Origin of the sequence: Kosakonia arachidis (assembly GCF_900116535.1) — a bacterium.
GTDB classification, from domain to species: domain Bacteria; phylum Pseudomonadota; class Gammaproteobacteria; order Enterobacterales; family Enterobacteriaceae; genus Kosakonia; species Kosakonia arachidis.
The window spans coordinates 44161-56643 of the sequence record NZ_FPAU01000004.1 but is presented as its reverse complement, the minus strand read 5'-3'; the positions used below and the strand labels follow the sequence as shown (position 1 = coordinate 56643).

The following is a 12483-nucleotide window of genomic DNA, read 5'->3' as shown; positions in this document are numbered from 1 at the left end:
CTTACTTAATGATGAAAGATAGCAGGTCTACTGAACGAACCGGAGTGATAGCACAGGGAAAAGAGGATTAAATGTTGAGGATATGATCACGCTTGCAGAATTGCCCCAAAAAAACGCATACCGGATAGCGGCGCACTATTTTGCGGCATCGCTTCCTTGCCAGCGGGCAAACAGATCTTCCGGCAACGCAATATCAAACTGATCGAGCACACGATTAACGGTCTGATCAATCACCGCCTCCAGACTGTGCGGCCGGTGATAAAACGCCGGTACCGGCGGCATGATTACCACGCCCAGTTCCGCCGCCTGGGTCATCAAGCGCAAATGCCCAAGGTGCAGCGGCGTTTCACGCACGCACAGCACCAGCGGCCTGCGCTCTTTCAGCACCACATCTGCCGCACGCGTCAGCAAGCTGTCAGTGTAGCTGTGCACAATACCTGAGAGGGTTTTGATCGAGCAAGGAAGAATCACCATACCTGCCGTTTTAAACGAACCGGACGAGATACTGGCGGCGATATCGCGCGCATCATGCACCACATTCGCCAGCGCCTGTACATCGCGCAGAGAAAAATCAGTTTCCAGCGCCAGCGTCTGGCGGGCCGCCTGACTCATTACCAGATGGGTTTCAACCTCTGCCACGTCGCGCAGCACCTGCAACAAGCGAACGCCGTAGATTGCGCCACTGGCACCAGAGATTCCCACAATGAGTCGTTTCATGATTGTTGCCCCTTTTTTGTCGGACGAACTTTGCCTGATTATAGAGGGCGTTGCAACAGATTGCGCCCCTCATGATGGAGGGGCGCGGCAGGATCAACCTTCGTTATGCATCTCTAAGCTTTCCACTTCGTTCTGACGCTGCACCGCTTTAGCATCGTCATTACGCAAGGAGTCGAGATAATCAAGGTACTTCTGATCAACATCTTTGGTGACATACACACCGTTGAACACCGAGCATTCAAACTGCTGGATATCCGGATTTTCAGAGCGTACTGCCTCGATAAGATCGTTGAGATCCTGGAAAATCAGGCCATCAGCGCCGATGATCTGGCGGATTTCATCCACTTCGCGCCCGTGGGCGATCAGCTCATTGGCCGTCGGCATATCGATGCCGTAAACGTTCGGGAAGCGAATCTCCGGCGCAGCGGAAACGAGGTACACTTTTTTCGCCCCGGCTTCGCGAGCCATCTCGATAATCTGTTCGGAAGTGGTGCCGCGCACAATGGAGTCATCGACCAGCAGCACGTTTTTATCGCGAAACTCAGCACGATTTGCGTTCAACTTACGGCGTACGGATTTACGACGCAGTTGCTGTCCCGGCATGATAAAGGTACGACCAACATAGCGATTCTTCACAAAGCCCTGACGGTACGGTTTACCAAGGATACGCGCAATTTCCAGCGCGATATCGCAGGACGTTTCCGGGATAGGAATGACCACGTCGATATCCAGATCTTCCCATTCGCGCGCGATTTTCTCGCCCAACTTAGTACCCATATTGACGCGGGCACTGTAGACGGAAATTTTGTCGATGAAAGAGTCCGGACGCGCAAAATAAACGTATTCGAACAGGCACGGGTTGCTGACCGGGTTATCTGCGCACTGGCGGCTGAACAGCTGGCCTTTTTCGGTAATATACACTGCTTCGCCCGGCGCTACATCACGCAGGAATTCGAAGCCCAGCGTATCCAGCGCCACGCTTTCAGACGCCACCATATATTCAGTGCGGCCATCGCCGATTTCACGTTTGCCCAGCACCAGCGGGCGAATGCCATTCGGATCGCGAAAAGCCACCATACCGTGGCCGATAATCATCGCCACGCAGGCATAAGCACCGCGGATCTGGCGGTTAGTGCCAGCAATGGCGGCAAACACATTGTCAGCTTCCAGCGGGTAATGGCGGAAGTTATCCAGCTCGCTGGCAAACACATTGAGCAGGATTTCAGAATCAGAAGTAGTGTTAATGTGGCGGCGCTTCTCTTCGAACAGCTTTTTACGCAACTCATGCGCATTGGTCAGATTGCCGTTGTGCGCCAGCGTGATGCCGTAAGGGGAGTTTACGTAAAACGGCTGTGCTTCAGATGCGCTGGAACTACCCGCGGTAGGATAACGTACGTGGCCAATCCCCATATTGCCTTGCAGGCGCTGCATATGGCGGGCCTCGAATACATCATTCACCAGACCGTTCGCCTTACGCAGACGGAAACAGTTGTTTTCGTCGATGGTGATGATGCCTGCGGCATCCTGCCCACGGTGCTGAAGCACCGACAACGCGTCATAAATCGACTGGTTTACCGGCATAAAACCGGCGATACCGACAATACCGCACATACGTCTTTTCCTCGTTAAGCCACATCTCAGGGCCTATGCCCTGGGCAAGAAACTCGACGAACTTTGCAGATAGTCAAAAAACCATCTGATGATGAAGCTGAATTGCGGGATAAGCTGCGACTTCTGCCAGTCTTCACTTTTCGACAGCCCGGTAAAGGTATCGAGAAAGAACAGAATGGCGGCGACGATCAGTACGCCGCGTAGCGCGCCAAAACAGATCCCCAGTACTCTGTCTGTACCCGACAGGCCAGTCTTCTCGACCAGCGCACTGATCACATAGTTAACGATAGCACCGACAATCAGCGTCGCGATGAACAGTACCGCGATGGCTATCCCATTACGCACCAGTTCGTCTTCAAAGCCCGTGAACCAGACAGACAGGTAAGTGTAGTAATGACTGGCGACAAAGAAAGCACAGCCCCATGTCACCAGCGATAACGCTTCACGAACAAAGCCGCGGATCAGGCTTACCAGACAAGAAAAACCAATCACCGCAATGATGGCGTAATCAATCCAGACCATATGTGTCCCACGATTTTACGCCCTGTCGTCCAGTTCGGGGCGCATTCTAACAGAAAAAGAAAACGTTTGCGTAGGGATTTCCTTCCCGCGCGGAAATAAAAATGGCGCTGAAAAAATATTCAACGCCACGGTTCCGGTTGCCTGTCATCAGGGCATTATTTCCCTTCATCCCTGCCCGCTTTACCGTGCAAAGAGGGATGAGAAGTGGCGCTTTTTTTTTCTTCGGCCTTTAGTTTGGCGTATACCCCATCACCACGCCGCTCAGCCCCGAGAGCTGTTTTAACTCCTCCAGCGAGCCTTTCAGCTTATCCCGTGATGCATCCGGCCCCACCAGAATACGGGTGATTTTACCCTGAACAGGCGTCGTCGGCGACGTGTAAACGCGATAACCTGCACCACGTAATTTACCAACGATTTCATTCACTTTATCCGCGTTCTTCAGCGCGCCAAGCTGCACCACATACGCCTTACCGGTTGGCACCGCTTTGTCGTCCTGCGCTTTCGCTGGCGGCGCTGATGCTTCGTTTGTCACAGTGAGTTGCTCGCTGGCTTTATCACGCGTTACAGGCGGCGCGCTCTGTTGCTGCACCTGCGGTTTTGGCTGTGGTTTAGGTTTCGGTTGCTCAACCGGCGTGCTGGTGACTTCCGGTTGCGGAGTGCCGTTCGCCGCCAGCCTTGAAGCATCCAGCGAGGGTGCTTCTGCATCGCCAGCGCGCACCTCTTCTGCCGCGCCTTCCGGCGGCTGCGCCGGAAGTGCCTGCGTCGCAGCGGGCATCATGTCTGGTTCATCGCGATCGCCAGGTTTCGGCACCAGCGGGATCGCGGCAAACTCATCCTGGTAATGTTTTTTCTGCCCGTCGAGAAGCCCGGGAAGAATAATAACCCCGAGCGCAACCAGCACAATGGTACCCATCAAACGGTTCTGAAACTTACTTGCCACCGGTTCTCCCCGCATCCATTGCTTCCATGACATGTGCCACCGTGTGGAACGATCCACACACCAGAACAGTATCGTTGGCGTCAGCATCGGCCATCGCCGCCTGCCAGGCCTGTGCAACATCCGGCCACGCGCGGCCAGAATTCAGATGCTCCAGCAATTGTTCTGCCGTTGCGCCGCGCGGCCCCTCCAGTGGGGCACAATACCAGCTATCGACCACTGGCTCCAGACAGGCAAGCGTCCCGACGATGTCTTTGTCATGCAACATGCCAATCACCGCCAGTACGTGGCCCTTCTTCGGTAACGTGGCAAGACGGCTGGCAAGGTAAGCCGCAGCGTGAGGATTGTGGGCGACATCGAGGATCAGACGCGGCGACTCGCTGATAATCTGGAAACGTCCAGGTAAAATAGCACCGGCAATACCGTCGCGGATCGCCTGTTCGCTGACCGCGAGCTTACTGGCACGCAGCGCAGCCAGCGCGGTTGCCGCATTTGGCTGCGGTACCTGCGGCAACGGCAGTTCGGTAAGCTCGCCCAGAGCATCGCTAAAATGCCAGCCCTGCGCGTTAACGCCATAATGCCAGTCAACGCCCCGACGCAACAGCAGCGCGCCCTTCTCCTGTGCCACATCGGCAATGGACTGCGGCATATCCGGTTCACCGACCACTGCCGGTTTACCACCGCGGAAGACGCCCGCTTTTTCGCGGCCAATGCTTTCACGGTCAGGGCCAAGCCAATCGGTGTGATCCAGCGCAATGCTGGTGACCACAGAGACATCCGCATCCACCAAATTGGTGGCATCCAGCCGACCCCCCAGTCCTACTTCGAGGATCACAACGTCGAGCTGCGACTGCTTAAACAACCACAGCGCTGACAGAGTGCCATATTCAAAATAGCTGAGTGAAATCTCGCCACGAACCGCTTCAATCTCCGCAAAAGAGCGGGTATGTTCGCTTTCAGCCAGCTCTTCGCCCTGGATGCGCACGCGTTCGGTATAGCGCACCAAGTGCGGCGAACTGTAAACGCCAACCCGATAGCCCGCCGCCAGCAGAATCGACTCCAGCGTACGGCAAGTGGTGCCTTTGCCATTAGTTCCAGCGACGGTAAAAACAAACGGTGCGGGGCGGAGCACATCAAGGCGCGCAGCCACCAGGCTTACGCGCTCAAGCCCCAGATCGATGGTTTTACTGTGCAGGTTTTCCAGATAAAAAAGCCACGCGGCCAGGGGCGACGTGGCTTGCGGAATGCATTTAGTGTCCATGATGCCCGTTGATAATGTACGGTTTGAAAAGCAAAAAGGCAGCGCCTGATGGCCCTGCCCTTCGGTATTATCAGGCTTCGCCTTCCTGATCGACCGGTAACGGAGTCACCGTGCCAACATGCGATTCATCCGGATTCGGCGCAGGCAGATTCATCAGCTTTGCCAGAATACGTGCCAGCTTCATACGCAGTTCGGGACGGCGGATAATCATATCAATCGCGCCTTTTTCGATAAGGAACTCACTACGCTGGAAGCCCGGCGGCAGTTTCTCACGTACGGTCTGCTCGATAACGCGCGGGCCGGCAAAGCCGATCAGCGCTTTCGGTTCTGCGATGTTCAGATCGCCCAGCATCGCAAAACTTGCGGAAACGCCGCCCATGGTCGGGTCGGTTAGCACGGAGATATAGGGCAGACCGCGCTCCTGCATTTTCGCCAGTGCAGCAGAAGTTTTCGCCATCTGCATCAGCGACATCAGCGCTTCCTGCATGCGGGCGCCGCCGGAAGCGGAGAAACAGATCAGCGGGCAGTTGTCTTCCAGCGCCTGCTCGACAGCACGCACAAAGCGTGCGCCAACGACGGAACCCATGGAGCCTCCCATAAAGGAGAACTCAAATGCCGCAGCCACAATCGGCATGCCGTGCAGCGTGCCTTTCATTACTACCAGCGCGTCTTTCTCGCCGGTCTCTTTCTGGGCTGTCGCCAGACGGTCTTTGTATTTTTTTGAATCACGGAACTTGAGCACATCTTTCGGCTCAAGCTCGCTACCCAGTTCTACCAGCGAACCTTCGTCCAGCAAGCTATGCAGGCGATTACGCGCTGACATCCGCATGTGGTGATCGCATTTCGGGCAGACCTCAAGGTTACGCTCCAGCTCGGCGCGGTACAGCACCTGACCGCAGCTATCGCATTTTGTCCACACCCCTTCAGGGATACTTGCCTTGCGGGTGGGAGTGATGTTGCTCTTAATTCTTTCAATCCAGCTCATTGATAACCTTTATACATGAACCTGGTAGCCCATAAATGGTGCACATTAAAACATAACAGTTCGCAACTTGGGATAAAAAAGTGGTCGAACCGCTATAGCGCCCTTATTTTATCTGCTTTGCCGCAGCGCGTCGGTGACGAATAATCTCAATTACACCCGGAAGTATAGACACCACGATGATTGCCACAATTAACAGCTTAAGATTTTCTTGAACCATCGGCAGGGTGCCAAAGAAATACCCGGCGTAGGTGAACAGCAGTACCCATAAAAGCGCACCTGCTACGTTGAAAAGGGCGAAGTGGCGATAGGACATATGCCCCATTCCGGCAACAAACGGTGCAAATGTCCGCACAATCGGTACAAAACGCGCCAGAATAATCGTTTTGCCGCCATGCCGTTCATAAAACTGATGGGTTTTATCAAGATAGCTGCGACGGAAAATCTTTGAATCCGGATTACTAAATAATCGATCGCCAAAAAGTCGCCCAATGGTGTAGTTGACGGCGTCACCGGCAATTGCGGCAATAAGCATCAATACAACCATCAGATGCACATTCAGATCATTCGTGCCAAGAGAGGCCAGCGCGCCAGCGACAAACAGCAGCGAATCCCCCGGCAGGAAAGGCGTAACCACCAGCCCGGTTTCGCAAAAGAGGATCACAAACAGGATCGCATAAACCCAGATGCCATATTGTGCGACCAGTTCCGCCAGATGCACATCGATATGCAGAACGAAATCAATAAGGAAGTGTATTAAGTCCATATTTACTTTTGCCTTTTACGAATTGCGACTAGTCCGCCAGGAACAGCGGGCCCATTGGCGCAGTCGGAAGGTCGAAACGCGCTGGATAATCCACCGCCACCAGATATAACCCTTCCGCTTTCGCCGTTGCTGCCGCCAGCGTGCGATCCTTGACCGCCAGCAACTCTGCTATCCAGCTCTCCGGCTGGTTGTTGGCACCCACTTCCATCAGGCTACCGACGATATTCCTGACCATATGATGTACAAAGGCATTGGCTTTGATATCCACCACAATGTAATTGCCGTAGCGACTGACGTTGATATGCATCAGATTGCGCCACGGCGTGCGCGACTGGCACTGCACCGCACGAAACGAGGTAAAATCATTTTCGCCAAGCAGGCACTGCGCGGCGCGATGCATCCGCCCGGCATCCAGCGGTTGGTGGTAGTGCGTAACTCCGTTGCCTAACACCGCCGGACGTAAACGATGGTTGTAAATAATGTAGCGGTAACGGCGAGCCGTAGCGCTGAAACGAGCATGAAAATCATCGGCAACAGTTTTTACCCAGCGCACCGCGATGTCAGCAGGCAAATTCGCATTAACCCCTAACGTCCAGGCGGCATCTTTGCGCAGCGAAGTCGTTTCGAAATGCACCACCTGCCCTGTTGCATGCACACCTGCGTCAGTTCTACCAGCGCAGAACACGTTAATCGGTTCATTAGCGACCTGCGAGAGGGCTTTTTCCAGCTTCTCCTGCACACTGCGCACTTCTTGCTGACGCTGCCAGCCGTAATACTTGCTACCGTCGTACTCAATACCCAGCGCAATTTTGTAGACTGGCGCTTTGACTTCGTCCTGCATCAGTACAAATACTCCTGCACCAGTTTCTCGGCGGTTTTGACCGCCATCAGCGCGCCACCGAAGCGAACGTTGTCGGCCACCGACCAGAACTGGATCTGCTCCGGCATACCGTAATCATTACGGATACAGCCGACAGAAAGATGCGTCTGACCGGAAGCATCACCCACCTGAGTAGGAAATTCATTCTCTTCAGACAATACAATTTCGTCAAAACGGGCAAATGCATCGCGCGCTTCTTCAGCAGCCAGCGGACGCAGCGCTTCAAAACTGACCATCTGCGCATGGCCGTAAAATACCGGCGACTGTACGCAGTTCGCGGAGATCATCAGACCGTCATCCTGCAAAATTTTGCGCATCTGATCGATAATCACTCGCTCTTCACGCACGCTACCTTCACTATCCGGCAGCAGCGGCAACATGTTGAATGCAAGCTGGCGGCCAAAATAGTCATCTTCGTCAATCGGGATGCCATTCAGCAGTTTGGCGCTCTGCCCTGCCAACCCATTGACCGCCTGTTTGCCGTTGCGCGAAACAGACAGCATGCTGGTAACGGATACGCGTGAAAAACCGCCTTCGTCAATCAACGGCTTAATACCGGCCAGCAGTTGGCTGGTCAGGCTGTCTGGCACGGCAATAATATTGCGGTTTCGGTAATCTGCGAGCACAAAGGGGTTAACGTCCGGCATGACCAGCGGCACATCTGGCTCCAGCGCAAACAGACCGCTGGTATCGATCACCAGGCAACCCGCGTTGGTGGCCTCTTCAATCCAGGTTGCAGATGCCTGCGCACCGGCGACAAAAAATGCCAGTTGCGCCTGCGTCCAGTCAAAACTGGCAACATCTTCTACGCGCACAGTTTTACCCGCAAAACGCAAGTTTTCGCCCGCACTCTCTTCTCTGGCCAGCGCGTAGAGTTCGCCTACCGGGAACTGGCGCTCCTGCAGCGTTTCGAGCAAGGCTTCTCCGACAGCGCCAGTGGCGCCAAGAACGGCAATATTCCAGCCTTCAGACATGGTGATTTACTCCAGGAAATAAAGCGTCCCTGCGGCATTGTTCCGCAGGGAGCATTAAGAAGACATTAACGAGCCGGGGTGTGCGTGGCGTTAAAACCCAGTTGCCGCAACAGTTCGGCGGCACTGGCATCATCGCACTGTACATACAATGATGACCATTCGCGACGCTCAAGATAGTTTTTACGTAACTTATCAAATTCACCCGGCATGCCTGCCACTTTTCGCAGCAACGCATCGTCACGGCGCACATCATACACCAAATGAACCAGTCTTTTTAGCGTTGACTGATCAAGAGGACCGTGCAGCGTTATGCGGCCAAATTCCGGCGCAGGCAGTAGCGTATCAAGCGATACTTGCGTCCGTTTACCGATAAATTCACTATAAGCTTCAAACACTTGCGTTGTGCCGCGAGCTTTACCTTCAAGGGTATATCCGGCGATATGCGAGGTGCTAATGTCAACGCGTTGCAGCAGTTCTACGTTGAGGTCAGGTTCCGGCTCCCAGACGTCCAGCACCACATGAAGCGCTTGTCCCGCCTGTAAACGCTGCAACAGCGCCGCATTATCCACCACCGGGCCACGACAGGCATTAATCAGAATAGTGCCAGGTTTCAGACGCGCCAGCAGAGCATTATCCGCAAGGTGCAGCGTTTTATACGGCCCCTCTCTAAACAGCGGTGTATGGAAAGTCAGCACATCAGCTTCACGCACCAGCTCATCAAGCGAGCGGAAATCACCGTCATCACCACGATCGGCGCGCGGCGGATCGCATAGCAGCGTGCGGATGCCCAGCGCTTCGAGGCGCGCCTGTAAGCGTCCACCCACATTACCCACACCGACAATCCCGACTGTACGATCTTTAAGAGCAAAGCCTTCGCGCTCTGCCAGCATCAATAACGAAGAGAATACATACTCTACAACCGCAATGGCGTTACAGCCTGGCGCTGCGGAAAAGCCAATCCCCGCTTGTTGCAAATACCCTTCATCAACATGGTCAGTTCCTGCGGTTGCCGTACCGACAAATTTGATCCCCGTCCCCTGTAATAATGCCTCGTTGATTTTCGTCACGGAGCGCACCATTAACGCATCAGCATCGGCCAGTTCCGAAAGCGGGATTGGGCGACCGGGAACCGCTTTCACTTCACCCAGACGGCTAAAAAGATCGCGGGCATAAGGCATATTTTCATCAACAAGGATTTTCACGCTACAGTACCTGTTTGAGAACGGGAGTTGAGCGCGCAAGTGTGCCATAATCTCGCCGCCAGGCATACCTGCAATGCCGACTACCGCCATGCGAGAGTGAGAGGAAATCCATGATGCAACCCATTCCGGGGACGCCCGCGCGCCCTCCAGGGCAAGAGCCGACACAACCCGCGAACGCCGCGAATAATGCTGGCGAACAGCCCTTATCCACCCTGCAACGTACCGTGCTGGAGCGACTGGTTATTCGCTTAATTGCGCTAACGCAGCAGCAAAGCGCGGAAGTATGGGCTGGCATCAAACACGATTTAGGGCTGAAGAATGACGCCCCGCTGCTCTCACGCCACTTTCCTGCTGCTGAGCAGAACCTCAACCAGCGCGTAGAAACTGCAACGCAGAATCACACCACCCGCCAGGTGATCTCACAGCTGACGGAGCTGTTAAGCCAGGGGAATAATCGCCAGGCGGTGAGCGATTTTATTCGTCAGCAGTTTGGTCAGACGGCGCTCAGCCAGTTGACGCCTCAGCAGTTAAAAACTGTGCTAACCCTGTTGCAGAATAACCAGATAACCATCCCGCAGCCGCTGCAACGTCCGGTCACCGAGCGTCCATTGCTGCCTGCCGAGCACAACTCACTGAACCAGGCGGTGACGAAACTGGCGGCAGCAACAGGCGAATCCGGTAAATTAATCTGGCAGTCGATGATGGAGCTTTCCGGCGTCAAAACCGGTGAGCTGATTCCGGCGAAACATTTCGCGCCGCTGATGACATGGCTGCAGGCGCGACAGACGTTAAGCACACATAGCGCACCTACGCTGCACACGATCCAGACTGCCCTGAAACAACCGCTGGATGATACAGAAATGCGTACTATTACCGAGTATGCCCAGCAGACATGGCAGGCTACGCCGCAGACAATCCTGACGACGTCGCAGGTTCAAGACATTCTTAATCAGGTCTTTTTACGCCGCACAGAACGTGCGACGGGTACATTTGAAGTGCGCGATATTCAACCCATTTACAGCCCGTTTGTCGCCCCCATTGTCGAAACGATAAAATCAATTTCCACGCGACCCGGGTTCTTTTTTATCGTCCTGCTTATCGCATTAGCGCTTTTCTGGCTGGTGAGTTAAAAAACCCCCTCCGGACGGAGGGGGTTATCGTCAAATATTCTCGCCGTTATGTTTGATAACGTCCTGATACCACCAGAACGATTTTTTACGGCTGCGTGCCAGTGTGCCGTTACCCTCGTTATCTTTATCAACGTAGATTAAACCGTAGCGTTTTTTCATTTCGCCGGTGCCCGCAGAGACCAGATCAATACAGCCCCACGGCGTATACCCCATTAAATCGACGCCATCTTCCACCACCGCTTTTTTCATTTCGCGGATATGGTTGTGCATATATTCAATGCGGTACTGATCGTTAACTACACCGTCGCTTTCAGGCTGATCAATCGCGCCAAAACCGTTTTCCACGACAAATAGCGGCAACTGGTAGAGATCGTAGAAATAGTTCAGAGAGTAGCGCAGACCAACCGGATCAATTTGCCAGCCCCAGTCAGAGGCTTTCACGTACGGGTTTTTCACCAGGCTTTTCGTCTCGTCGTAATCGAGGTGCGGGTTATTTTCCTGGGCTTTGGTGACAAACGACATGTAGTAACTGAAGCCAATATAATCAACACGTCCGCGCGTCAGGATCTGCAAATCTTCGTCGGTGATATCGAGTTTGAACTGGCGGCGAGCAAAATAATTGAGCAGGTGTTTCGGGTAATAACCGCGTACATGAACATCGGTAAACCAGTAGCGACGGTGCATCGCAGCGACCGACATCATCATATCATCCGGCGCGCAGGTGAGCGGATAAATCGGGCACATGGCGATCATACAGCCGATTTTAAAGTCCGGGTTAATTTTATGACCGGCTTCCACCGCCAGCGCGCTGGCCACTAATTCATAGTGGGCGGCCTGATACATGATCACTTCGCGATCTTCACCCACTTTATATTTCACGCCAGAGTTGGTGAAAGGTGCAAAATCTTCGTGATAGTTGGCCTGGTTGTTAATTTCGTTGAAGGTCATCCAGTATTTCACCTTGCTGCGATAGCGGGTGAAAACGGCATTGGCAAAACGGACAAAAAAGCCGATCAGTTTGCGATTACGCCAGCCACCATATTCGGTGACAAGGTGATAAGGCATTTCGAAATGGGAGAGAGTAATAACAGGTTCAATATTGTATTTCAGACACTCATCAAAAAGATCATCGTAGAATTGCAACCCGGCTTCATTCGGCTCCAGTTCATCACCCTGAGGAAAAATACGCGTCCAGGCAATGGAGGTGCGAAAACATTTGAATCCCATTTCAGCAAACAGCTTAATATCGTCTTTATAGCGGTGATAAAAATCAATAGCTTCATGGTTAGGGTAATTTTTACCCGGCAGTATGCCGTCGGTAATTTCACGCGGTACACCATGCGCCCCGGCGGTCATGACATCAGCAACGCTGATCCCCTTACCGCCTTCCTGCCAGCCGCCTTCGAGTTGATGAGCCGCCACCGCACCGCCCCATAAGAAATCTGCTTTAAACCCAGCCATTGTTTTCTCCTTTCGCGTAGTGATAGCAAAAGAATAAACA

12 protein-coding genes are annotated in these 12483 nt (G+C 53.7%); 1 reads left to right on the top strand and 11 read right to left on the bottom strand.

The features are described from left to right. Window positions 1–135: 135 nt before the first annotated feature. The 10 genes from BM427_RS15235 to pdxB all read right to left on the bottom strand — a co-directional run bounded on the left by BM427_RS15235 (window position 136) and on the right by pdxB (window position 9852). The gene (locus tag BM427_RS15235) at window positions 136–717 is read right to left on the bottom strand and encodes a UbiX family flavin prenyltransferase (protein ID WP_090122874.1); all 582 of its coding nucleotides are present in this window, start codon (window positions 715–717) and stop codon (window positions 136–138) included. Window positions 718–810: 93 nt separating this feature from the next. Beyond that, complete coding sequence (gene purF / locus BM427_RS15230; protein ID WP_090122872.1) at window positions 811–2328, bottom strand: amidophosphoribosyltransferase; 1518 nt, start codon at window positions 2326–2328, stop codon at window positions 811–813. 33 nt (window positions 2329–2361) lie between these two features. Beyond that, a complete protein-coding gene (gene cvpA, locus BM427_RS15225; RefSeq protein ID WP_090122870.1) occupies window positions 2362–2850 on the bottom strand; it encodes a colicin V production protein in 489 nt (162 codons plus the stop codon). 229 nt (window positions 2851–3079) lie between these two features. Continuing rightward, on the bottom strand, window positions 3080–3790 hold the full coding sequence (dedD, locus tag BM427_RS15220) for a cell division protein DedD (RefSeq protein ID WP_090123834.1): 711 nt from the start codon (window positions 3788–3790) through the stop codon (window positions 3080–3082). Further along, window positions 3780–5048, bottom strand: a complete 1269-nt coding sequence (folC, locus tag BM427_RS15215) for a bifunctional tetrahydrofolate synthase/dihydrofolate synthase (RefSeq protein WP_090122868.1) — start codon at window positions 5046–5048, stop codon at window positions 3780–3782. The genes dedD and folC overlap by 11 nt, the downstream gene beginning before the upstream one ends. Window positions 5049–5118: 70 nt before the next feature. Beyond that, on the bottom strand, window positions 5119–6033 hold the full coding sequence (accD, locus tag BM427_RS15210; protein WP_090122866.1) for an acetyl-CoA carboxylase, carboxyltransferase subunit beta: 915 nt from the start codon (window positions 6031–6033) through the stop codon (window positions 5119–5121). 103 nt (window positions 6034–6136) lie between these two features. Beyond that, complete coding sequence (locus BM427_RS15205) at window positions 6137–6796, bottom strand: DedA family protein (RefSeq protein ID WP_090122864.1); 660 nt, start codon at window positions 6794–6796, stop codon at window positions 6137–6139. A 28-nt stretch (window positions 6797–6824) separates the two neighbouring features. After that, window positions 6825–7637, bottom strand: a complete 813-nt coding sequence (gene truA, locus BM427_RS15200) for a tRNA pseudouridine(38-40) synthase TruA (RefSeq protein ID WP_090122862.1) — start codon at window positions 7635–7637, stop codon at window positions 6825–6827. Further along, on the bottom strand, window positions 7637–8650 hold the full coding sequence (locus tag BM427_RS15195) for an aspartate-semialdehyde dehydrogenase (RefSeq protein WP_090122859.1): 1014 nt from the start codon (window positions 8648–8650) through the stop codon (window positions 7637–7639). Before BM427_RS15195 ends, truA begins: the two co-directional genes overlap by 1 nt. Window positions 8651–8715: 65 nt before the next feature. Further along, window positions 8716–9852: a 4-phosphoerythronate dehydrogenase PdxB gene (pdxB, locus tag BM427_RS15190; protein ID WP_090123832.1), complete on the bottom strand. Its 1137-nt coding sequence runs from the start codon at window positions 9850–9852 to the stop codon at window positions 8716–8718. A gap of 113 nt (window positions 9853–9965) precedes the next feature. On the opposite strand from pdxB, the gene flk reads away from it, so the two are divergent. Continuing rightward, window positions 9966–10982 (top strand): flagella biosynthesis regulator Flk, encoded by a 1017-nt coding sequence (gene flk, locus BM427_RS15185; RefSeq protein ID WP_167518596.1) that lies wholly within the window; start codon window positions 9966–9968, stop codon window positions 10980–10982. 30 nt (window positions 10983–11012) lie between these two features. On the opposite strand, the gene BM427_RS15180 is transcribed toward flk, so the two are convergent. Further along, window positions 11013–12443, bottom strand: coding sequence for a 6-phospho-beta-glucosidase (locus tag BM427_RS15180; RefSeq protein ID WP_090122855.1), 1431 nt, complete (start codon window positions 12441–12443; stop codon window positions 11013–11015). Window positions 12444–12483: the final 40 nt, after the last annotated feature.

What these genes read in the sequence shown, in the direction of transcription:
- cvpA (WP_090122870.1), bottom strand. Translation starts at nt 2,850, where the DNA reads ATGGTCTGGATTGATTACGCCATCATTGCGGTGATTGGTTTTTCTTGT.
- accD (WP_090122866.1), bottom strand. Translation starts at nt 6,033, where the DNA reads ATGAGCTGGATTGAAAGAATTAAGAGCAACATCACTCCCACCCGCAAG.
- flk (WP_167518596.1), top strand. Translation starts at nt 9,966, where the DNA reads ATGCAACCCATTCCGGGGACGCCCGCGCGCCCTCCAGGGCAAGAGCCG.
- truA (WP_090122862.1), bottom strand. Translation starts at nt 7,637, where the DNA reads ATGCAGGACGAAGTCAAAGCGCCAGTCTACAAAATTGCGCTGGGTATT.
- purF (WP_090122872.1), bottom strand. Translation starts at nt 2,328, where the DNA reads ATGTGCGGTATTGTCGGTATCGCCGGTTTTATGCCGGTAAACCAGTCG.
- BM427_RS15195 (WP_090122859.1), bottom strand. Translation starts at nt 8,650, where the DNA reads ATGTCTGAAGGCTGGAATATTGCCGTTCTTGGCGCCACTGGCGCTGTC.
- BM427_RS15235 (WP_090122874.1), bottom strand. Translation starts at nt 717, where the DNA reads ATGAAACGACTCATTGTGGGAATCTCTGGTGCCAGTGGCGCAATCTAC.
- BM427_RS15180 (WP_090122855.1), bottom strand. Translation starts at nt 12,443, where the DNA reads ATGGCTGGGTTTAAAGCAGATTTCTTATGGGGCGGTGCGGTGGCGGCT.
- folC (WP_090122868.1), bottom strand. Translation starts at nt 5,048, where the DNA reads ATGGACACTAAATGCATTCCGCAAGCCACGTCGCCCCTGGCCGCGTGG.
- BM427_RS15205 (WP_090122864.1), bottom strand. Translation starts at nt 6,796, where the DNA reads ATGGACTTAATACACTTCCTTATTGATTTCGTTCTGCATATCGATGTG.